The organism is Tenacibaculum aiptasiae (assembly GCF_008806755.1).
Classification (GTDB): Bacteria; Bacteroidota; Bacteroidia; order Flavobacteriales; family Flavobacteriaceae; genus Polaribacter; species Polaribacter aiptasiae.
In genome coordinates this window covers 686,083-707,739 of the sequence record NZ_WAAU01000008.1, presented here as the reverse complement: position 1 = coordinate 707,739, position 21,657 = coordinate 686,083, and the positions used below count along the sequence as shown (strand labels likewise).

The 21,657-nt window shown below is 30.1% G+C and carries 17 protein-coding genes; 8 read left to right on the top strand and 9 right to left on the bottom strand.

The window, feature by feature from the left end:
* Positions 1-102 precede the first annotated feature (102 nt).
* The 4 genes from F7018_RS06175 to F7018_RS06160 are packed head-to-tail and all read right to left on the bottom strand — an operon-like array spanning position 103 to position 3,385.
* Positions 103-609 carry a nuclear transport factor 2 family protein gene (locus F7018_RS06175; RefSeq protein WP_246175056.1) on the bottom strand — a complete coding sequence of 169 codons (507 nt, stop codon included), beginning with the start codon at positions 607-609 and terminating at the stop codon, positions 103-105.
* Between the two features lie 19 nt (positions 610-628).
* Positions 629-2,602 carry a PspC domain-containing protein gene (locus tag F7018_RS06170; RefSeq protein ID WP_150899140.1) on the bottom strand — a complete coding sequence of 658 codons (1,974 nt, stop codon included), beginning with the start codon at positions 2,600-2,602 and terminating at the stop codon, positions 629-631.
* On the bottom strand, positions 2,595-2,939 hold the full coding sequence (locus F7018_RS06165; protein WP_150899139.1) for a PadR family transcriptional regulator: 345 nt from the start codon (positions 2,937-2,939) through the stop codon (positions 2,595-2,597). Before F7018_RS06165 ends, F7018_RS06170 begins: the two co-directional genes overlap by 8 nt.
* Positions 2,940-2,956: 17 nt before the next feature.
* A complete protein-coding gene (locus F7018_RS06160) occupies positions 2,957-3,385 on the bottom strand; it encodes a DUF4870 domain-containing protein (protein WP_150899138.1) in 429 nt (142 codons plus the stop codon).
* 154 nt (positions 3,386-3,539) lie between these two features.
* Between F7018_RS06160 and F7018_RS06155 the strand changes: the two genes are divergently transcribed.
* Both F7018_RS06155 and F7018_RS06150 read left to right on the top strand, forming a co-directional pair.
* Positions 3,540-3,995 carry a DUF4442 domain-containing protein gene (locus F7018_RS06155; protein ID WP_150899298.1) on the top strand — a complete coding sequence of 152 codons (456 nt, stop codon included), beginning with the start codon at positions 3,540-3,542 and terminating at the stop codon, positions 3,993-3,995.
* A 75-nt stretch (positions 3,996-4,070) separates the two neighbouring features.
* On the top strand, positions 4,071-4,871 hold the full coding sequence (locus F7018_RS06150) for a TIGR00266 family protein (RefSeq protein WP_150899137.1): 801 nt from the start codon (positions 4,071-4,073) through the stop codon (positions 4,869-4,871).
* Positions 4,872-4,938: 67 nt separating this feature from the next.
* On the opposite strand, the gene F7018_RS06145 is transcribed toward F7018_RS06150, so the two are convergent.
* Both F7018_RS06145 and F7018_RS06140 read right to left on the bottom strand, forming a co-directional pair.
* Positions 4,939-6,336: a TlpA family protein disulfide reductase gene (locus F7018_RS06145; RefSeq protein WP_150899136.1), complete on the bottom strand. Its 1,398-nt coding sequence runs from the start codon at positions 6,334-6,336 to the stop codon at positions 4,939-4,941.
* Positions 6,337-6,620: 284 nt separating this feature from the next.
* The gene (locus F7018_RS06140) at positions 6,621-9,173 is read right to left on the bottom strand and encodes an ATP-dependent Clp protease ATP-binding subunit (protein ID WP_150899135.1); all 2,553 of its coding nucleotides are present in this window, start codon (positions 9,171-9,173) and stop codon (positions 6,621-6,623) included.
* 295 nt (positions 9,174-9,468) lie between these two features.
* On the opposite strand from F7018_RS06140, the gene gyrA reads away from it, so the two are divergent.
* From gyrA to F7018_RS06110, 6 genes are all read left to right on the top strand, one after another.
* Positions 9,469-11,973 carry a DNA gyrase subunit A gene (gene gyrA / locus F7018_RS06135; RefSeq protein WP_150899134.1) on the top strand — a complete coding sequence of 835 codons (2,505 nt, stop codon included), beginning with the start codon at positions 9,469-9,471 and terminating at the stop codon, positions 11,971-11,973.
* A gap of 16 nt (positions 11,974-11,989) precedes the next feature.
* Positions 11,990-13,225, top strand: a complete 1,236-nt coding sequence (locus F7018_RS06130) for a tetratricopeptide repeat protein (RefSeq protein ID WP_150899133.1) — start codon at positions 11,990-11,992, stop codon at positions 13,223-13,225.
* A gap of 63 nt (positions 13,226-13,288) precedes the next feature.
* Entirely contained in the window at positions 13,289-14,035 is a 747-nt protein-coding gene (locus tag F7018_RS06125) for an EI24 domain-containing protein (protein WP_150899132.1), read from the top strand.
* 28 nt (positions 14,036-14,063) lie between these two features.
* Positions 14,064-14,966 (top strand): oxygen-dependent coproporphyrinogen oxidase, encoded by a 903-nt coding sequence (gene hemF, locus F7018_RS06120; RefSeq protein WP_150899131.1) that lies wholly within the window; start codon positions 14,064-14,066, stop codon positions 14,964-14,966.
* Between the two features lie 241 nt (positions 14,967-15,207).
* Positions 15,208-16,509, top strand: coding sequence for a dihydrolipoamide acetyltransferase family protein (locus F7018_RS06115; RefSeq protein WP_150899130.1), 1,302 nt, complete (start codon positions 15,208-15,210; stop codon positions 16,507-16,509).
* 86 nt (positions 16,510-16,595) lie between these two features.
* Entirely contained in the window at positions 16,596-17,333 is a 738-nt protein-coding gene (locus tag F7018_RS06110; RefSeq protein WP_150899129.1) for a hypothetical protein, read from the top strand.
* Between the two features lie 64 nt (positions 17,334-17,397).
* Here F7018_RS06110 and F7018_RS06105 read toward each other — a convergent pair whose 3' ends face one another.
* The 3 genes from F7018_RS06105 to F7018_RS06095 all read right to left on the bottom strand — a co-directional run bounded on the left by F7018_RS06105 (position 17,398) and on the right by F7018_RS06095 (position 21,626).
* A complete protein-coding gene (locus tag F7018_RS06105; protein ID WP_150899128.1) occupies positions 17,398-18,075 on the bottom strand; it encodes a GNAT family N-acetyltransferase in 678 nt (225 codons plus the stop codon).
* A complete protein-coding gene (locus F7018_RS06100) occupies positions 18,065-18,958 on the bottom strand; it encodes a TIGR01777 family oxidoreductase (protein ID WP_150899127.1) in 894 nt (297 codons plus the stop codon). Before F7018_RS06100 ends, F7018_RS06105 begins: the two co-directional genes overlap by 11 nt.
* A 67-nt stretch (positions 18,959-19,025) precedes the next feature.
* Positions 19,026-21,626 carry a zinc-dependent metalloprotease gene (locus tag F7018_RS06095; protein WP_150899126.1) on the bottom strand — a complete coding sequence of 867 codons (2,601 nt, stop codon included), beginning with the start codon at positions 21,624-21,626 and terminating at the stop codon, positions 19,026-19,028.
* Between the last annotated feature and the right edge of the window lie 31 nt (positions 21,627-21,657).

Below are 21,657 nucleotides of genomic sequence, written 5' to 3'. Positions count from 1 at the left end.
GCCAAAGCTGTAAAGCTTTGGCTAGTAAACTAATAAAACCAAGTATTAGTATCATTAGAGTTAGCTAACTAATGAACTAATGTTTTTAGCGTGAACTATATTTTAATGTAGGCTAATAACTCTTGTTATTTTCCAGTTATTGTTTTCTTTTTTCCAAATATTAATGAATTTGCTTGGTATTGATTTTTGATTGGACTCTTGTTTGTTAAAAAACTTATGGTATCCTATTTGAACAGCTCCATAGTTCTCAATAGGGTATACTTCTATGCTTCCTTTTATTAAAGTACGTGTAACTTTACCGCAAATATTTTTTTCTAAAGCTTCTAATAGTTCTTTTTTAGAAGTAGCTAATCCAGCTTTATCATGAAAAAACTCAATATCTTCATCTATAATATTTGCTTGTGTTTTCATATCACATGTATTGTAAGCATTAAAATAGATACTATCCATTTTTACAATTTGGTTATGTAAATTAACATCAGCAGGTTTGTATTCAGGAATTTCTTTAACCTGTCCATTCATAAAAAACGATATAAAAAACGTATATATATAGGTTAAGATTTTTAGAAAAAAGTTTCCGTTAAAAAAGAAATCGAAAATAGCATCCATAGTTTTTTATTTTAAATTATTACCAAGTTTTAAAGGCTAATTGACCGTCTTCGTTATAAAGTCTTCTAAATCCTTTTGGAATAGTTTCTAAAGTGTTGTTAGAAATCCTGATTTCTCCAATGTATCCATCGTTACAGTTTATTTTTAACAATACCTTGTCTATCATATTGTCTAAATCATATTTCGGATTGATGATTTCAATATCAATGTTTCTTTTGTTTTTAAACCATGTAACTAATTTTTCTAATTCATTTTTAGTTGTTTGTTTACTGATAATAAATTCAGCTTTTAAATCATTAATTGTGCTATCGAATAGAAAACTGATATCTTCATCATTATTTGAATTTCTGTCATTTTCTTCTTCGTTATTATCATTACTATTATAGTCACAATCTGTACATTCAAAACCTTTAGAAGTCATTTTGAAATGATGATTAGCCATATCTCTATCATAAATATCTTGAGTATTTCTAACATCGTCTAAAAATCTACGTGTTGATCCTTCAAAATAAACTGTTGTACCTTCTGGAATGAATAAAGTAGCTCTAATTTCTTCGTCTTTCCACATGTTTTTATATTCACTTAAAAAGAATGCATCAAAAACAATAGTGTTGTTGGCAGATTTAAAGTTATACTGAATGGTTTCAGCATTATCATTCGCTTTGCTTCTTCTTCTTCCTTTTGATGTTTTCTTAATTTCTATATAAGCATTTCCTGTTTCACTCTTGCGAACATCAATATTAATATCATTAGAATATTTCATTTCTTTATCGTTAACATATACACCTACAGAATTACTTCTGTTACGTAAGTTATGGTTGTAATATATATTATCATCATTAACAACTCGTAGTTTTAAAGGTTCTTCTTTAGTATAAGTTATACTATGTTTAGTTACATTGGTTCCTTCATATGCATGTGTTGTAGCATATTCTATACCAGAGAAGCCTACAGCTAATAATGATACTAACCATACTCCAAATAAAGTTAAGATAGCTGGAGTGCTTAGTTTTTTTACATTAGGAGATAAGATTCTTAATCCTAAGATGAATAGAACTATAAATGGAATTCCTATTAAAATAAATAAGAATATTGATAATAACCATTTAGGTAAAGTTGATCCATAGAAAAATGGAGGGTAATGAACCATATCATTATCAAAGTCCAAAAATTCTAAACTTCCAATTGAAAATATTCCTAATAATAATGATATGATTGTTATACCAGCAATAAAGATTAGTAAAACTCCCATGAATTTTCCAAAAACTTTAAATACAGCTAGTAATATTTTACCCATAGTATCTATAAAATCTTGAAATCCAGAAGAAGTTTTAGCTTTTAACTTTTCATAATCTGCACTCGAAATTTTATCAGATAGGTCATTAGCACCATCTTTTAACTTTGATGATAGGTTTTCAAACTCGTTACGAATTTTTTTTTCAATGTTATCAATATTTACAGCTTCACCTTCCATCTGTAATTTTTCAGTAGTGGTCTTAGCTTCAGGTAATAATATCCAAAGGATAAAATAAGCGATAAAACCAAATCCAGCTCCAAACATTAAAACTAAAGTTAATAATCTTACCCAGATTACATCTATACCAGCATAATGAGCTAAACCAGCACAAACTCCACCTAAAAATTTATCATCACCATCTCTAAAAAGTTTTTTACTAGTTCTGTTTCTTCTTTGAGAATAAGAGGTGCTATCATTAAAACTATCTTCAGCTTCAGCATAATCTTCTGGCTGTCCCATAATAGTAATAACTTCATCAATATCACTTTCATTAACCACTTGACGAGCGTCAGTAATTCTCTCTGATAATAACTCACTAATACGTGCTTCTATGTCAGAAATAATTTCATTTTTTCCTTGAGGATCATCGCTTAAAGAACGAGAAATGGCGTCTAAATAGCGTTTTAGTTTTTGATAAGCAGTTTCATCTATATGGAAGAAAAATCCGCCTAAATTTATATTTATTGTCTTATTCATTTTTAGTTGATTTTGTACTTGTTACTTGGCTTACTGCATTTACTAAATTATTCCATGTTTTGTCTAATTCTTTTAAGAACATCCCACCGTTTTCTGTTAAAACATAGTATTTTCTTGGTGGTCCAGAGGTTGATTCTTCCCATCTATATGTTAATAATCCTGCATTTTTTAAGCGAGTTAATAACGGATAAATAGTTCCTTCAACCACAATCATTTCTGCACCTTTTAAGGTTGAAAGTATTTCAGATGTGTATGCGTCTCCTTTTTGTAAAATAGATAAGATGCAATACTCTAAAACACCTTTGCGCATTTGTGCTTTTGTATTTTCTATCTTCATGTAATGCGGTTTATAGGTTATTTTATAAAATTAATTGTAAAAGGATACTTGTATTCCTCTCCTTTGTTAGCTTTCATTGCCGCAATAATAATTAAGGCAATTTTGATAAGTGTTACGATACTTACTAATGATGCTATTCCAATGAAACCAAAAAGACCGTCGTAGGAATGATGTCCGCCAAAATCTACATCGATTCCTCTAAAAATATCTATAAAGTTTCCAAAGAAGAAAGAGAAGAATGAAGCACTTAGTATAAAAATATATAAGCCGAAGCTTATGTTAAAATTGACTGCTTCTTTTCCATGATTATCTAAAAATGTACTTCTTTCTTTTAAGGTTTGCCATAAAATTAAAGGAGTAATAATACTTCCTAACGGGAAAAAGTATCCTGCGAAAGCTGATATATGTATTAAAAAAGCATTGGTATTTTCTTTGTTCTGTTGCATAATAAAATGAATTATATAATACTTGACTATGCAAATATATATCTTTTAAAAGGTATTATGCAATACATAGTACTAAAATTTAACAAAATTTAACATTTGAAATCATGAGTTTTTTTAACAAAAAAGCTGTAAATTGCCTGTAAATACTGATAAAATGAAGTTTACACCTCGAAAAATTAATTTTTTTACATTATTCAAATTACCATCTGCATATTTATGTGGAATAAGGGTAAAATCAATTTCTAATGAAAAATCTCTGGTAGGAGTTAAGCATAAATGGATTAATCAAAACCCATTTAAAAGTATGTTTTGGGCGGTTCAAGGAATGGCAGCAGAACTATCTACTGGTATTTTGGTAATGCAAGCAATTGATAACTCAGGAAAAAAAGTTTCAATGTTAGTTACCAATATGAATGCAACTTTTACTAAAAAGGCAACAGGAAAAATTAGATTTGAATGTAATGATGGTTTGGCAATAGAAAAAGCAATTCAAAAATCTGTTGAAACAGGAGAGGGGCAAACGGTTTTAGTTACTTCTGAAGGAATTAATAAGGAAGGTGTTTCTGTTTCTAAATTTGAATTTGAATGGAGTTTAAAAGTGAAAAATTAATCTTATTTTAAAATTAGAGTGTAACAAAAAAGAGAAACATTATTCTAATAAATAGATTAATTAAACAAAATACTTATGAATGCACATGAAATAGATTACCGCATTTTTGGAGAAGAAATGCAATATGTAGAAATTGAATTAGATCCTCAAGAAGGCGTGGTAGCGGAAGCTGGAAGTTTTATGATGATGGATTCAGCAATTAAAATGAATACTATTTTTGGTGATGGTTCAAACCAAGAAAAAGGTTTATTGGGAAAAATATTTTCTGCTGGAAAAAGAATTTTAACTGGAGAAAGTTTGTTTATGACTGTTTTTACTAATGATGGTCAAGGAAAGAAACAAGTTTCATTTGCATCTCCTTATCCAGGAAAAATTATTCCAATTGATTTGACTGAATATAATGGTAAGTTCATTTGCCAAAAAGATGCTTTTTTATGTGCTGCTAAAGGAGTTTCTATAGGTATAGAATTTTCAAAACGTTTAGGAAGAGGTTTGTTTGGAGGTGAAGGTTTTATTATGGAGAAATTGGAAGGTGATGGTATGGCATTTGTACATGCTGGAGGAACAATGGCAAAAAAGGTATTGCAACCAGGAGAAGTCTTAAAAGTAGATACTGGTTGTATTGTTGGTTTCACTCAAGATGTTGATTATGACATTGAATTTGTAGGAGGAATTAAAAATACAGTTTTTGGTGGTGAAGGTTTATTTTTTGCTACGCTTAAAGGACCGGGAACTGTTTATATTCAATCATTACCATTTAGTAGATTAGCAGGTAGAGTATTAGCTATGGCTCCACAAACAGGAAGAGGAGATAAAGGTGAAGGGAGTATTTTAGGAGGCTTAGGTGATATTATTGATGGAGATAATAGGTTTTAATTACAATAAATGAGAGATATAAAAAAAACCGCTTAATAGCGGTTTTTTTTATGGTGAAAAGAATTTTTTAAACTCCTAAATCATCAAATATTTTGATTAATTTTTCTCCTTGTGATGGAGCAGGAGCATTAGGGTTTACAATTTTTCCATCAGGATCAATAAGGATAAACTTAGGTAATCCTTTGATTAAGAATTTTTGAGCCCACTCTAAATCGTCTTGTTTTTTTCCGCTGAATAATTGTATTCCAGTCATTTCTCGGTCAACAATAGTTTGCTTCCATTTTTCAAAGTCTCTTCTATCATCAACACTAATACTAACAAATTCAATGTTTTTTCCGTGATATTCTTCTTCTAATCTTTTTAATAAAGGAATTTCTCTTTTACAGAAAGCACACCAAGTAGCCCAAACATCAATGTATAAGTATTTTCCTTTACCTAATAAGTCGTCTAAAGAAGTAGTACCTCCATTATAATTTTTGAAATTTTCAAATTTAGGAGCTGGTTGTCCTTTGGCAGTTGTTTTTAAGATGTTGTAACTTTTAGATACTTCATCTTTATGTTTCTTATTTGTAGAGTAAGCCATGAACTTATTATAGAACTCTTTTAAATTATCAGTATAGGTAATACTGTTTTTAGCACTAGTGTATAATAAATCGTTTTTAGCAATTGAATCGTTAACTTCTGTCTGAACAGTTTCCAAGTAAGTTAAGTAATAATCTTCACCGTCTTTGTTCTTCTCTTTAGCTTTCAGGTCTAATAATTCTAAAAGCATTTTTCTGTATGAATATGAATTCATGTAATCATATCCACTACTAAAATTAAAGTTTTCTGTAGGGTTCGGGAAATCTTCAGAAACAACAAAATCCGAATTCCCAGTTAAAGTTCTATGGTAATCTTGGTAGTTGTTTAAGTTTCTTAAATATTCGTAATCTATATTTCTAACTTCGTTTTTAAGAAAGTCAGCTGGCAAATTACTAGAAATAGATAATTCAGTTAAAGCATCTTTATACTCATCCATTCTATCTAAAAACTCTCCTTCTTCTAATGAGAAAAGTTCATTTGCATTTATTAATATTTCTGGAAACTTTGCTCTTTTTTTAACGAAGTATGTATTGATTTTTTCATTAGTTCCTTCAAACTTTCCATTAAAGTTGCTAGGATCTCCTTTTTTATAATCAAAAACAATTCCTGTATTTACAGTATCGTTAAGGTATAAGTTAAAGTGTTTTTTGTTAGTTCTTAAAGTGTAGTTTCCGTTTCTATCAATTCGTATTGTGTCTGAGAAAGTACCAGTCTTCTTGTCGAATTTTATTTTCTTGTTAAAATTGAAGCCTTCTAAAGTAACATCTCGTTTTTTATAATTTTCAATTTTTCCTGATAAAATTAAATAATCTTTTACAGGTTTTTCTTTTGTACATGAAATTATGGTAACTCCTATGAGGGCTAAAAGTACTATTCTTTTCATTGTTTAGTTTTTAAGGTGAATAAGGCGTCGAAGTTAGTTTTTTTAGTTTTTTTATCAAAGATTTTAACAAAAAAAATAAAATATAAAAAATATTTTACGATTTAAAAGTTTGATTTTAAAAGTTTTTTAGGTATGGCTTTGTTAATTTTTTAAAATAAATTAAACAGATAAGTTAGTTTAATTTGTGCTTTTAAAAAAGGAAAGAACATACTGTTTTTCTTTGCATATAAAGAGAAAGTATAAAAAAACCTAAGTAATTTAACTTAGGTTTTTTTAGGAAAATATTATTCATCTATTTCTGTTCTAGATTCTTCAGGTTTATCACCTTTTTCGATTTTAATGACAAGTTTATTGTCTTTTTCATCTAAATCCATAAAGATAGAATCACCTTCATCTAGTTTAGAGTTTACAATCTCTTCAGCTAAAGAGTCTTCAATATATTTTTGAATAGCTCTTTTTAAAGGCCTTGCTCCGTATTGTTTATCATAACCTTTGTCAGCGATATAATCTTTAGCTTTTTCGCTTAAAGTTAAATTGTAACCTAAGTCAGCAATACGTTTTAATAGTTTATCTAATTCAATATCGATAATATTATGAATGTCTTTACGTTCTAGAGAGTTGAAGATGATAACATCATCAATACGATTTAAGAATTCAGGTGCAAATGACTTTTTTAAAGCTCCTTCAATAATACTCTTAGCATGAGCATCTTCTTGATCTTTCTTAGAAGTAGTGCCAAAACCAACACCAGCACCAAATTCTTTTACTTTACGAGCACCAATATTAGATGTCATTATTATAATAGTGTTTCTAAAATCAATCTTTCTACCAAGACTGTCTGTAATATGTCCATCATCTAAAACTTGTAAAAGCATATTGAAAACATCTGGATGTGCTTTTTCGATTTCATCTAAAAGAATTACAGAATAAGGTTTACGACGAACTTTTTCAGTTAATTGTCCACCTTCTTCATATCCTACATATCCTGGAGGTGCCCCGATAAGTCTAGAAATAGCAAACTTTTCCATATACTCACTCATATCAATTCTGATTAACGAATCGTCAGAGTCAAATAACTCACGTGCTAATATTTTTGCTAATTGAGTTTTTCCAACACCAGTTGATCCAAGGAAAATAAATGAACCAATGGGTTTGTTAGGATCTTTCAATCCAACTCGGTTACGTTGTATAGCTTTAACAACTTTAGCAACAGCTTCGTCTTGACCAATTACTTTTCCTTTAATTAAGTTAGGAAGATCGGCTAAACGATTACTCTCAGCTTCAGCTACACGATTTACAGGAATTCCTGTCATCATTGATACTACTTCAGCTACATTATCTTCAGTAACAGTTTCTCTATGTAGTTTGGAATCCTCTTCCCATTGGTTTTGAGCTGATTCTAATGCTGTTTCTATGTTTTTCTCGTCATCTCTAAGCTTAGCTGCCTCTTCGTATTTTTGACCGCTTACAGCCTTTGTTTTGCGTTCGCGGATTTCATCTAGCTTAGATTCTAACTCTAAAATTTGTTGAGGAACAACAATATTTGTAATGTGAATCCTAGATCCAGCTTCATCTAAAGCATCAATAGCCTTGTCTGGAAGAAACCTATCAGTCATATAACGATTGGTTAACTTTACACAAGCTTCAATTGCTTCGTCTGTAAAATCAACGTGGTGATGCGCTTCGTATTTACCTTTTATGTTGTGTAAAATTTGAACAGTTTCTTCTACAGTAGTAGGATCGACAATTACTTTTTGGAAACGACGTTCTAATGCACCGTCTTTTTCAATATTAGTTCTATATTCATCTAGAGTAGTAGCACCAATACATTGGATTTCACCTCTTGCTAAAGCAGGTTTTAACATGTTTGAAGCATCTAGTGATCCAGTAGCTCCACCAGCACCAACAATTGTATGAATTTCATCAATGAATAAAATGATGTCATCATTTTTTTCAAGTTCGTTCATTAAGGCTTTCATTCTTTCCTCAAATTGACCTCTGTATTTTGTTCCAGCAACTAAACTTGCTAAATCAAGAGAAACAATACGTTTATCGAATAAAATTCTAGAAACCTTTCTGTTTACTATTCTAAGAGCTAGTCCTTCGGCAATAGCAGACTTACCAACACCAGGCTCTCCAATTAACATTGGATTATTTTTCTTTCTTCTACTTAAAATTTGAGAAACACGCTCAATTTCTTTAATACGTCCAACAACAGGATCTAATTTACCACTAATAGCTAATGCTGTTAAATCACGACCAAAATTATCTAAAACTGGTGTTTTAGATTTTTTAGGTTGTTTTCCTTTAGAAGGTTGTTGTCCGTATGGATTTGACTTTTCTTCAGAAAATTCATCATCAGAAGGTGTTTCTGCCATAGGAGATAAGTAATTATCTTCAACATGTAGTTGTTTATATAAAGCCTTAGCTTGTTCATAATCTACATCATACTTTTGAAGTAACTTCGTTGTAGGGTCGTTTTCATTACGTAAAATACATAATAATAAATGTGCAGTATTTATAGAGTTACTTTGGTATAACTTTGCTTCTAAAAATGTAGTTTTTATAGCTTTCTCTGCTTGTCTAGTAAGATGCAAACTTTTCTTTTCTACGTTAGCTACATAAGGGGTCGTAGGATTTAATTTTTCTAATTTATTACGTACCAAATCTAAATCCACATCGAAAGTAGTTAATATTTCGATGGCTTTTCCGTCTCCTTTCCTTATCAAACCTAACAATAGATGTTCAGTTCCAATAAAGTCATGACCTAATCTTAAGGCTTCTTCTTTACTGAAAGTAATTACATCTCTAACTTGTGGTGAAAAATTATCGTCCATAAATTTTATTTGTATCTGTGTAAAGTTAGTAAGTTTTTTTCTTTAAAAATACAAAAAAGATGCCAATAGTTTTAAAAAGTTATTCTTGTCATGTTTTTTTTAAAAGAGTGATAAAAATTGTTAATAAATATAGGTAAAAGAATAAAGATATTTTTTGTGTATAAATAGGTATTGTAGTATCTTGCAATGTTTTAGAAAATACGGTTTGTTTAACTGTATTTTAGAAGTGGGTTTTATCAAGTGTAAAATTCACTTTTTTGACGAAAATGAGTACTAATATTTTAAAAGAAAATATATGGCAGATGGCGAAAAGTTGATTCCTATCAATATTGAAGAACAAATGAAATCAGCTTACATTGATTATTCAATGTCAGTAATTGTATCAAGAGCATTACCAGATGTTAGAGACGGTTTAAAACCCGTTCACCGACGAGTTTTATTTGGAATGCATGAATTAGGAATTAAAGCTACAGGAGCCTATAAGAAATCAGCTAGAATTGTAGGAGAGGTATTAGGTAAGTATCACCCACATGGAGATACATCTGTATACGATTCTATGGTGCGTATGGCTCAAGATTGGAGTGTACGTTATATGATGGTTGATGGACAAGGTAACTTTGGATCGGTAGATGGAGATAGTCCTGCAGCAATGCGTTATACGGAGGTGAGAATGCAGAAGATATCAGAGGATATGTTAGCAGATATTGAAAAAGATACTGTTGATCATAAATTAAACTTTGATGATACATTAAAAGAACCTACGGTTTTACCAACTCGTATACCTAATTTATTAGTAAATGGAGCGTCTGGAATTGCAGTAGGTATGGCAACTAATATGGCGCCTCACAACTTAACAGAAGTTGTAAATGGTACCGTTGCTTATATTGATAACAGAGATATAGAAATTGATGAGTTAATGCAACACATCAAAGCTCCAGATTTTCCAACTGGAGGTATCATCTACGGTTATGATGGTGTGCGTGATGCTTTTCATACTGGTCGTGGGCGTATAGTAATGCGTGGTAAGGCTACTATTGAAGAAGTAAAAGGAAGAGAATGTATTGTTGTAACTGAAATACCTTTCCAAGTTAACAAAGCAGAAATGATTAAGAAAACTGCTGAGTTAGTTAACGAAAAGAAATTAGAAGGAATTTCGAATATACGTGATGAATCTGATAGAAAAGGAATGCGTATTGTATACGTTTTAAAACGTGATGCAATTCCTAATATCGTTTTAAATAAATTATATAAGTATACTCAATTACAAACGTCTTTTAGTGTAAATAATATTGCTTTAGTAAATGGACGTCCAGAGCAATTAAATTTAAAAGAATTAATTCACCATTTTGTTGAGCACAGACATGAAGTAGTTGTTCGAAGAACAGAATTTGAATTAAAGAAAGCTGAAGCAAGAGCACATATTTTAGAAGGTCTAATCATAGCTTCTGATAATATTGATGAAGTAATTGCTATTATTCGTGGTTCTAGTAATGCAGACGAAGCAAGAGCGAAATTAATTGAACGTTTTGAACTGACAGAAATTCAGGCAAGAGCAATTGTAGAAATGCGTTTACGTCAGTTAACAGGACTAGAGCAAGATAAATTACGTGCTGAGTACGATGAAATTATGATAACTATTGCTGATTTAAAGGATATTTTAGCAAATGAATCTAGACGTTATCAAATAATCAAAGACGAGTTAATCCAAATTAGAGATAAGTATGGAGATGATCGTCGTTCAGAAATAGAATATGCTGGAGGAGATATGAGAATCGAAGATATGATTCCTAACTCTAAGGTAGTAGTTACTATTTCTCATGCTGGATATGTAAAACGTACAAATTTAGACGAATATAAAGTTCAAAATAGAGGAGGACGTGGACAAAAAGGAGCTACAACTCGTAACGAGGACTTCTTAGAGCACTTATTTGTAGGAACAAACCACCAGTATATGTTATTCTTTACTCAAAAAGGAAAAGTATTCTGGATGAGAGTTTATGAGATTCCAGAAGGAGGAAAGAATACCAAAGGTAGAGCAATCCAAAATCTTATTAATATTGAGCAGGATGATAAAGTAAAAGCATTCTTAGTTACTGGAGATTTAAAAGATGAAAGTTATATTAATAGTCACTATGTGATCATGGCAACTAAGAGAGGTCAGGTAAAAAAGACTCCTTTAGAGCAATATTCACGTCCAAGAACAAATGGTATCAACGCGATTACAATTAAAGAAGGTGATGAATTATTAGAAGCAAAGTTAACTACGGGTGATAGCCAAGTAATGTTAGCATTAAAATCTGGTAAATCAATTCGATTTGAAGAAGCTAAAACTAGACCAATGGGAAGAACTGCATCTGGAGTAAGAGGAATTACTCTAATGCATGAGAATGATGAAGTTGTAGGTATGGTTGCAGTAAACGATATGGATAGTAATATCTTAGTAGTTTCTGAAAAAGGATATGGAAAACGATCTAAATTAGAAGATTATCGCATTACCAACCGTGGAGGAAAAGGAGTTAAAACTTTAAATATATCAGAAAAAACAGGAGAATTAGTAGCTATTAAAAATGTTGATGATTCGAATGATTTAATGATTATTAATAAATCAGGACTTACTATTCGTTTGGCTGTTGAAGATTTACGTGTTATGGGACGTGCAACACAAGGAGTTAGATTGATTAACATTAAAGGTAAAGATAGTATAGCTGCCGTAGCAAAAGTAATGCATGAAAAAGAAGAAGATGAAAATGGCATGGAAATTGAAAATCAAGAATCAAACGAAAGTCAAGAACAACAATAAATAAACTAGATTAAAAATGAAAAAACAAATATTAACTCTTTCATTAGGATTATTGTCATTAGGATTAATGGCACAGAAATCTGAGTTAAAAGCCGCTGAGAAAGCAATAAAAAAACAAGATTTTAATAATGCAATCTCAATATTAAACTCTATCGAGGGAGATTTAATGATGAATGGAGAAGATAAGTATAAGTCTAAATTTTATTTCTTAAAAGGTAAAGCTTTTGCAACTAAGAAAGATTACAAGAATGCGGCAGATGCTTTAAATGCTTTATTAGCTATGGGTAAAACCAAGTATACTGAAGATGCTAAACCATTATTAAATCAAATGATTCAAGAGGTTTCAAAAAAAGCGATTGATTTATATAATAATAAGAAAGATTATAAAAACGCAGCCGATAATTTTTATTTAACATATGTATTAAGTCCAACAGACACTTCTTTTGTTTATAATGCAGCAATCTCAGCTTCACAAGCTAAAGATTATGATGCAGCTATAAAGTACTATAAACAATTAAGAAAAATTGGGTACACAGGAATTGAAGTACAATATTTAGCAACAAATAAAGCAACAGGAAAAGTTGTGAATTTAGGATCTAAAGTTCAAAGAGATTTAGGTGTTAAAACTAAAGAATATATTAAGCCTCAAGATAAAATGTCTGAATCTAAGACTGCTACTATAGTTAAAAATATAGCTTTAATATTGAAGGAACAAGGTAAAACTGATGAAGCAATTACTGCTTTGGCAGAAGCTAGAAAAGCCAATCCAAAAGATTTAAACCTTTTATTAAATGAAGCAGATATGTATGTTAAGCTTGGTAAAATGGATAAGTTTGGTGAATTAATGAATGAAGCTGTAGCTCTTGATCCAGAAAATCCAACTTTATATTATAACCTAGGTGTAGTTAACTTTAACCAAGGTAGAATGGAAGAGGCTAGAAAATACTATGAAAAAGCAGTTGAGTTAAAGCCAAATTATGGTGACGCTTATATGAACTTAGCAGTAGTAGTGTTAGATAAGGATAAAGCAATTGTTGAGGAAATGAATAAAAATTTATCTAATTTTAAAAAGTATGATGCTTTAGCATTAAAACAAAAAGAAGTTTATAAAGAAGCTTTACCATACTTAGAAAAAGCAGACGAATTAAATAGAAGTATTGATACTGTTAAAACTTTAATGAATTTATATGAAGTTTTAGAAATGGAAGATAAGTCTAAAGAATATAGAGATTTATATAAGTCAATGAAATAAAAAAATATTTCATAAATTAAAAACCGAAACTTTTAGTTTCGGTTTTTTTTTCAAAAAAATAATATGATTCAGAATATAATAAAAGGAATTAAAGCTTATTTCGGAGCTTTTCAATTAATATCTAAATTAAAATTGTGGAAATATTTTACAATTCCCATTATAATAAGTTTATTAACAGCAATTGCAGTTGGAGGTTTTGCTTATGGATTATCGGATAATTTAGGACACTATTTAGCAGATTTTTGGAAATGGGAATTTGGCAAGGAAACGTTTGAAGTAATCAGTACTTTTTTAAGTGGACTGTTAATAATAACAATTGGTTTGGTTTTGTATAAACATATTGTAATGGCATTATCAGCTCCTTTTATGAGTCCAGTATCTGAGAAAATAGAAAACTATATGGTGGGAGAAAGCAATCAACATAGAAATACAAGTTTTCAAGAACAATTAATTAGAGGAATTCGAATAAATATTAGAAACTTTATTAGAGGTATTTTTTTAACAGTAATAATTTTACTTTTTGGGTTAATACCAGTAATAGGTATAGTTTCTACAGTATTGTTATTCTTAGTACAAGCATATTATGCTGGATTTGGTAATATGGATTATACTTTAGAACGTCATTTTAAGTATAAAGAGAGTGTCCGTTTTGTAAAGGAAAATAAAGGATTGGCTATTGGAAATGGAATTGTTTTTACGCTTTTTTTATTAATACCCGTAGTTGGAGTATTATTAGTTCTACCATTATCAGTTACAGCAGCAACTACAGAAACTATTAAAAAAATTCAATTAAAAGAATTACCAGAATAAGTACTTTTGTAAATCAAGAATTAAATCAATGAAAGAGCAGTTTTATACTTATATTCAACAATTACAAGATACAATTACTTCTAAATTAGAAGAAATAGATGGAGGAGTAAAATTTCAAGAAGATCTTTGGAAAAGAAAAGAAGGTGGAGGAGGAAGAACTCGTGTTATAGAAAATGGAAATATTTTTGAAAAAGGAGGGGTTAATATATCCAAAGTTTTTGGAGAATTACCAGAAGTGCTAAGAAAGCAATTTGGAGTAGAAAGTGGTAATTTTTTTGCTTGTGGTTTAAGTTTAGTAATCCATCCAAAAAATCCTTTTGTACCCACGGTACATGCAAACTGGCGTTATTTTGAAATGTATGATGAAAAAGGTAATATAGTTACCCAATGGTTCGGAGGAGGTCAAGATTTAACACCTTATTATTTATTTGAAGAAGATGCAACTCATTTTCATCAAATATGTAAAGAAGCTTGTGATAAACACGATCAAGATTTTTATCCCAAATATAAAGAAACTTGCGATAATTATTTTTGGAACGCGCATAGAAATGAAGCAAGAGGTATAGGTGGTTTATTTTTTGATTATTTGAAAAAGACTGAAAAATTTTCAATGCAAGATAGATATGATTTTGTAACAGAAGTAGGTGATAGCTTTTTAAATTCATATGTACCAATAGTTGAAAAAAGAAAAGATTTAGTTTATAATCAAGAACATAAAGATTGGCAAGAAGTAAGAAGAGGACGTTATGTAGAGTTTAATTTGGTTCATGATAGAGGTACCTTGTTTGGGTTAAAAACAAATGGACGTATTGAGAGTATCTTAATGAGTTTGCCACCTACTGTACAATGGAAGTATAATCATCACCCAGAAGAGGGAAGTGAAGAAAGTAAACTTTTAAAAGTTTTAGCAAAACCTAAAAATTGGGTATAAAACTTAGAAATAATTTAATTATTCTTTTAAGATAAGAGTTCCTAAGCATTGAAAATCAAACGCATTATTGAAAACGCAATAGAACTTTATATTATTTTATTTTAATTCAAAAATATATGTATTTAAGATGTATTTTTACGAATAATTCAATTAATAATCCAATTATAGATTTTTTTTATATAAAAAAAGGCAAGAAAATCACTGGTTTTTACTAACTTCGCAAACATTAAAAATATACACTATGGCTAGATACGAATTGAAGTTGCCTAAAATGGGCGAGAGTGTTGCAGAAGCAACTATTACTTCTTGGGTAAAAGAAGTTGGAGAAACGATTGATATTGATGATACCGTAGTTGAAGTAGCTACAGATAAGGTAGACAGTGAGGTGCCTAGTGAAGTAGACGGAACTTTAGTAGAAATATTATTTGATAAAGATTCAGTAGTACAGGTAGGACAAACAATAGCTATTATAGAAACAGAAGGAGGAGAGGAAGTGTCTTCTGAAACAACTACTATAAAAGAAGAAGTTAAAGCTGCAGCTGTAGAGGTAGAAAAAACAATAGAAGAGGTAAAAGAAACAATTACTAGTTCTATTGATACATCTTCTAGCGAGCGTTTTTATTCACCATTAGTAAGAAGCATTGCGCAAACTGAAGGTATTTCTTTAGAAGAGTTAGAAACAGTAAAAGGAACAGGTAAAGATGGACGTGTAACTAAAACTGATATTTTATCTTATATAGAAAATAGAGGAAGTCAGTCACAAAAGATTGCAGAGCCAATTCAAGAGCAAAAACCACAACCTAAAGTTCAATCTGCACCAGTTACTTTAAGTGGAGAAGATGAAATCATAGAAATGAGCCGTATGGGGAAATTAATTTCTAAGCATATGGTAGATTCTATTCAAACATCAGCGCATGTACAATCTTTTATTGAAATAGATGTAACTAACATTGTTAATTGGAGAAATAAGGTAAAGAATGCTTATCAGAAAAGAGAAGGAGAGAAATTAACATTTACTCCAATCTTTATGCAAGCAGTTGCTCAAACAATAAAAAAGCACCCAATGATTAATATCTCAGTTGATGGAGATAAAATTATAAAAAGAGGGAATGTTAATTTAGGAATGGCAGCAGCGTTACCTGATGGAAATTTAATTGTACCTGTAATAAAGAATGCAGATCAATTAAGTTTAGTAGGTATGACTAAACAGGTAAATGATTTAGCAACTCGTGCTAGAGCAAATAAATTGAAGCCAGATGATATCCAAGGAGGAACTTACACAGTAACAAATGTAGGTAGCTTTGGAAGTATTACAGGAACACCAATTATAAACCAACCACAGGTAGCTATTTTAGCTTTAGGAGCGATAGTAAAAAAACCTGCAGTTATAGAAACTCCAGAAGGTGATTTTATTGGAATCCGTCATAAAATGATGGTATCACATTCATACGATCATAGAGTGGTAAACGGAGCTTTAGGAGGTATGTTTATAAAAACATTAAAAGAAATTTTAGAAGCTTGGGATGCAAATCAAGATTTCTAAAAGTAATATATTATTAAATACAAAAGCTCAGGATTTCCTGAGCTTTTTTGTTTTGTGTATATTCGTGGTTTAAACTAAAAAATAAAATGAAGAAAATTTTAATTGTACTGTTATTAGGAATAACAGCTGTAGGAATGTCACAAGAAAAAGTATTGTTACGTCTTAACTATAAGAAAGGTGATACTTATAAAATGTCTATGAAGATGAATCAAGACATGGGAGCTGCCTTAATGGATATGAATATGGATATGAACATAAAAGTGACTGGTGTTAAAGAAGGAGATTATTTAACAGAAACAAAGTTTACATACATGTCAACAAAGGTTTTACAAGGAGCCGAAGAAAAAGTAAACTTTAATACAAACATGAAAGATAGTGAGTTAACTGAAGAGTCTAAAAAGTTTAAAGCTCAAATGCAACCTATGATGGATGCAATGATTTACTCAAGTGTAGATAAGTTTGGAAAGTCAAAATTTTTAAAGACTGAACCAAATTTCCCTGGAGCAGATCAGTTATCAAACCAGTACAATCAATCAGTAGTATACCCAAAGGAAAAAGTTGGAGTAGGTTCTACTTGGACTAATACACAAAATAGTGGAGGAATAACAATGGAATTAGTTTATACTGTTACTGAGATTACAAAAGAAAAAGTAATAGCTAAAATAAACGGTAAAATGTCAGCTATGCCAACTGCTAAAATAACTGGTGCTGTAGAGATAATGAAAAGTACAGGTATTCCATCTAAGTCAGTAGTAAGTATAGAAATGGATATGATGGGACAAATGATGAAAACAAAAGCAGAGTCTACTATAGAAAAAATCTAATTAGATTACCTTATAAAAAACAAAAACTCAGAAGAAATTCTGAGTTTTTTTGTATAAACAGTTTTTATTTTTTCTTATAAAACCACCAATTCATATCTCGAGTAATTTTAAATCCTAGTTTTTCATATAGTTTTATAGCAGGATTCCCCTTATTTGTGTGTAAAATAGGAAGCTTGTTGTCTTTTATTATTTCTTTGGTAACATATGAGGTTAACTGTTTAGCATACCCTCTTTTTGTATAATTTGGATGTGTAACTACAGCACTTACTTCTATAAAGTCATCAGTTTGCATACGTTGACCAGCAATAGAAACAAGTTGATTATTTTTAAAAATACCAAAGTAGTTTCCCATATCAAAAGTTCTTTTTCTATAATAGCCTGGCATTACTAACCAAACAAGGTTGTATATGTCGTCTATGTGTTCTTCAGATAAAGGTACTATAGTTTCAGTAAAATCAATGTCAGTTAAATTATCTAATACCATTTGACAACCATCAATTTTCTTATCTAAATAAATATTACGATCATCGTATAAAGGCGTTTTATCTTCTGAAACTAAGAAAAAACTGTCAGTTAGTTTAGCGTATTCATTTAATGCATTAGCAGTTTTATTAGTGTCTAAAAAAGCTCCAAAAGGACAAATTTTAGGATCATAAAACTGCACATCATCAAAATTAATAACAAATTCCTTATGTGTTTCGTTTAATGAATGCCAAACAGGATTCTTAAGTTTATTGTTCATTATTATAAATATTATTTAAAGCAGATTCTAAGTTTGAAAATTTGAAATTATAGAATTTAGCAGTCTTTTGATAAGAAACTCTACTACCATTTAATAATATATAAGCCATTTCGCCTAGCGCAGTTTTTAAAATAAAAGAAGGGGCATTCATAGGAAATACAGGTTTTTTTAATGCTTTTCCTAAAGCTTTCATGAATTTTTCATTGGTTTGATGTTCAGGAGCTACAGCATTAAAAATTCCATTAAAATTATGGTTGTTTATAGCTTCTAAATAAAGGTGACATAAGTCAGTAACATGAATCCAAGGTAAGTATTGTTTTCCAGTTCCTAAAGCTGATAAAAATATAGGAGTATTCATTTTATGTAAAGCTCCTCTTTTTCTTGTGAGAACAACACCTGTACGTAAAATAGTTATTGGAATTTCTAGTTGCTCAAATTGCCGAGCAGCTTTTTCCCATTTAACACAAATAGAGGAAATAAAATCGTTATTAGGAGTGTCTTCTTCATTAAAAATTTTATCAGAGGTAATAGCACCATAATAACCGATACCTGATGAAGAAATGAATCCTTTTAAGGGAACTTCATATTCTTTTACTTTTTTAAATAACAGGTTGGCAGATTGGACTCTACTATCAATTAACTCTTTTTTTCTTTTATTAGTCCAACGTTTATCTGCAATTCCTGCACCTGCAAGATGGATAATATGAGTAACTCCTTCAAAAGCTTTTTCATCGATATGATTTTCAGAAATATTCCAGTAAAACTCATTCTTTTTTGTTGGGTTTCTACTAAGAATATTTACTTCAAAGTTATTTTCTTTTAAAATAGCTTGTAAATGCCCTCCAATAAGTCCAGTTCCTCCAGTAATTAAAATTTTATCCATAGAGTAAAAATAAGAAAACCATAATGTTTTAGCATTATGGTTTTACTATAGAATTAAATAAAAATTACTATTTAACCTCTTTTAAAGAGTTGTTAATTAATAATTTTAATTGATTTTTATGTGCTTTAGTAGCAATATTTCCTAAACCGTTTCCAGACCAAGTTTTAATCTTTTTCAGATTATATAAAGCCATTGCTTTAGCTGCATTAGTATATCTGCTACTTGTTTTTCCTGCAACCATTTTTAATAACATTTTAGTGTATTCAGTTTGTAGGTTTTGACGGAACGAATTTACATTTGTATATAAGTCAGCTTTAAAAATAGCGTTGTTTAAATCAGTCATAAAAGTAGATAACTTGTACTTATTACCATATAATTCAGAATCAGAAATTCTTTGTAAAGTATTTCTATGTAATATGTGATTTAAAACTCTCTTTTGATACCTTAAAACTTGTGCATGGATTTTTGGATCTTCTGGACCTCTAAAGAAATTGTAACCACGTCTTTGTCTAGCTAAGAAGTTATATAAGTCTGAAGGAGCTTTAAAAGCATTTGGAGCAAAAACATAAGTTTTTAATGCGTTCATAGCTCTTTTTTGATCAACTAAACTTACAGGAGTATAAGGTTGTGTACCTCCATTTTGTCCAGCCATAGCTCTATCTACATAAACACCACCAATGAAACGAGAAATTACTTCACCAGCTCTAGCAGCTTGACCATTTAAAATATAATAAGCATTTCTTAATTCTTCATAAGTTTCTCCATCTTTAGAAAATCTATTTTTAATGTTTAGCATCATTTTGTTAGCTAACTTAATTCTATCAATAGAATAGGTAATTTGATCATTAGATAAATCACCAGTCATAACTCTTGGATCAATAGCTTTACCAGCAGAACGCATATCATCAGCATCGTTACCAAAAATTAATTCAGGTTGTGTAGATTTAGCTAATAAAGCTTTCATTTCTGAATTATTTTTAAATGGAGTATATCCAAATTGAATTGCCCAAATATCATAAGGACCAACAGCTGTATCATAGTATTGACCTTGCTTTGTTCTATCTAAAGTTAAATTAATAGCAGCATAATCCATTACAGAACCAGTTAAACATTTTCCTTTGATAAAATCAGCATCAGCTAATTGAGCAGGAGAAAATAACTGACTAGCTTTCATATTGTGGTTTAATCCTAAAGTATGACCAACCTCATGCATAATTAAAGACTTCATAGCCTCTCTTTTCATTCCTTCCATTTCTAAATCAGAAGCACCCGTAGCAGCTAAAACAGTTTTTCCAAACATCGTGTTTTCATGCATTAAATGTCCAGCTGAACAATACATGTGGTTATCTTTTTTAGAGAAAATATTATAAGCTTCCTCTTCAGAAGAGGCTTTTGATACTTCACCAAAAATTTTGTCGTACTGTACTCTGTTAGTAAAGTGAACATATTCTAGCATAATGTCAGCACCTAAAATTTCTCCAGTTCTAGGGTTTACAAAACTAGGTCCATAACCTCCAAATGGTGGGTTAGGAGAAGAAGTCCAACGTAAAACATTATAACGAACATCACCAGCATCCCAGTCAGCATCATTAGGTTGAACTTTTACAACCATTGCATTTTTAAATCCAGCTTTTTCAAAAGCTTCATTCCAAGCTAATACTCCTTCTTTAATAGTTTCAATAAATTCAACAGGAGTAGAGTTTTCAATCCACCAAGTAATTGGTTCAACAGGTTCTGAAATTGCTAATTCTGGATTCTTTTTAATTAATTTCCAACGGTGAATAAAATCTCTGTAGTTTACAGCTTCTGTAGATGTCATGTCATTAGTAGAGGTTAAGAAATAACCAACTCTAGGATCATCCATTCTTACTGTATAATCATCTTTTGGCATATTCATAAAAGTGTGAAAAACTTTTATAGAAACATACCTACCATCAGTTATAGCATTAGAACCACCATTTAAAACAGAAGGATTGTTGTATGTATATTCTGTTTTAATATTTGTGTTTTCAGGATAGTTTTTAATGCTGTTTATTTTAGATTTCTTTTTATCAAATCTTCCTAATTTGAAAGCAAATGGAGAACTTTTAGGAAAACGAGGCATTTTAATTCTAGTTAATGCTTCTGATAGAAATAAATCGTTGGCATTAATTAAATACTCACCTTTTTTATCGTCTGAAGCTAATATTTTAGTGCTTGCAACAACAGCATTACTGATGTTTGCGTTAGCAGATCTTGATAAAGCATTATTCTTATCAAAATAAAAAGAAGTATTAGGAGCTATAAATTCAATTTTATTAAAGTATTTTTTTATGTTAAAAATACTAGATCCTCGATAAGCACCTCTAAAAGCTCTAGCTTCTGTAACACCATCAGCTATTTGTGAAAAGTAAATGTAATCTTTATTAAGTTGATCTTTTTTAAGTAATAGCTTAATGTCCCCTGTTACAGTATCTTGATAAATAGGGAATAAACCATCTATTTTTTTGCTACTTTTAGTTAAGTCAGCAATAGTTTTCTTTTTTTTCTTCTTTTTCTTTTTTGAAGGGATTTCAGTTTTGCTTTTTCCTTTCTTTTTTCTTCTCTTTTGAGCATTTATATCATTAATACCCAAAACAGCTAAAGCTAAAAAAAGCGAACATACTATCCTTAATTTTCTGTTAAGCATGTTTAAATTATTTAAGTTATGATTTGATTTA

What these genes read in the sequence shown, in the direction of transcription:
- gyrA (WP_150899134.1), top strand. Translation starts at nt 9,469, where the DNA reads ATGGCAGATGGCGAAAAGTTGATTCCTATCAATATTGAAGAACAAATG.
- F7018_RS06165 (WP_150899139.1), bottom strand. Translation starts at nt 2,939, where the DNA reads ATGAAGATAGAAAATACAAAAGCACAAATGCGCAAAGGTGTTTTAGAG.
- hemF (WP_150899131.1), top strand. Translation starts at nt 14,064, where the DNA reads ATGAAAGAGCAGTTTTATACTTATATTCAACAATTACAAGATACAATT.
- F7018_RS06095 (WP_150899126.1), bottom strand. Translation starts at nt 21,626, where the DNA reads ATGCTTAACAGAAAATTAAGGATAGTATGTTCGCTTTTTTTAGCTTTA.
- F7018_RS06140 (WP_150899135.1), bottom strand. Translation starts at nt 9,173, where the DNA reads ATGGACGATAATTTTTCACCACAAGTTAGAGATGTAATTACTTTCAGT.
- F7018_RS06155 (WP_150899298.1), top strand. Translation starts at nt 3,540, where the DNA reads ATGAAGTTTACACCTCGAAAAATTAATTTTTTTACATTATTCAAATTA.
- F7018_RS06125 (WP_150899132.1), top strand. Translation starts at nt 13,289, where the DNA reads ATGATTCAGAATATAATAAAAGGAATTAAAGCTTATTTCGGAGCTTTT.
- F7018_RS06175 (WP_246175056.1), bottom strand. Translation starts at nt 609, where the DNA reads ATGGATGCTATTTTCGATTTCTTTTTTAACGGAAACTTTTTTCTAAAA.
- F7018_RS06170 (WP_150899140.1), bottom strand. Translation starts at nt 2,602, where the DNA reads ATGAATAAGACAATAAATATAAATTTAGGCGGATTTTTCTTCCATATA.
- F7018_RS06150 (WP_150899137.1), top strand. Translation starts at nt 4,071, where the DNA reads ATGAATGCACATGAAATAGATTACCGCATTTTTGGAGAAGAAATGCAA.
- F7018_RS06110 (WP_150899129.1), top strand. Translation starts at nt 16,596, where the DNA reads ATGAAGAAAATTTTAATTGTACTGTTATTAGGAATAACAGCTGTAGGA.
- F7018_RS06100 (WP_150899127.1), bottom strand. Translation starts at nt 18,958, where the DNA reads ATGGATAAAATTTTAATTACTGGAGGAACTGGACTTATTGGAGGGCAT.
- F7018_RS06145 (WP_150899136.1), bottom strand. Translation starts at nt 6,336, where the DNA reads ATGAAAAGAATAGTACTTTTAGCCCTCATAGGAGTTACCATAATTTCA.
- F7018_RS06105 (WP_150899128.1), bottom strand. Translation starts at nt 18,075, where the DNA reads ATGAACAATAAACTTAAGAATCCTGTTTGGCATTCATTAAACGAAACA.
- F7018_RS06130 (WP_150899133.1), top strand. Translation starts at nt 11,990, where the DNA reads ATGAAAAAACAAATATTAACTCTTTCATTAGGATTATTGTCATTAGGA.
- F7018_RS06160 (WP_150899138.1), bottom strand. Translation starts at nt 3,385, where the DNA reads ATGCAACAGAACAAAGAAAATACCAATGCTTTTTTAATACATATATCA.
- F7018_RS06115 (WP_150899130.1), top strand. Translation starts at nt 15,208, where the DNA reads ATGGCTAGATACGAATTGAAGTTGCCTAAAATGGGCGAGAGTGTTGCA.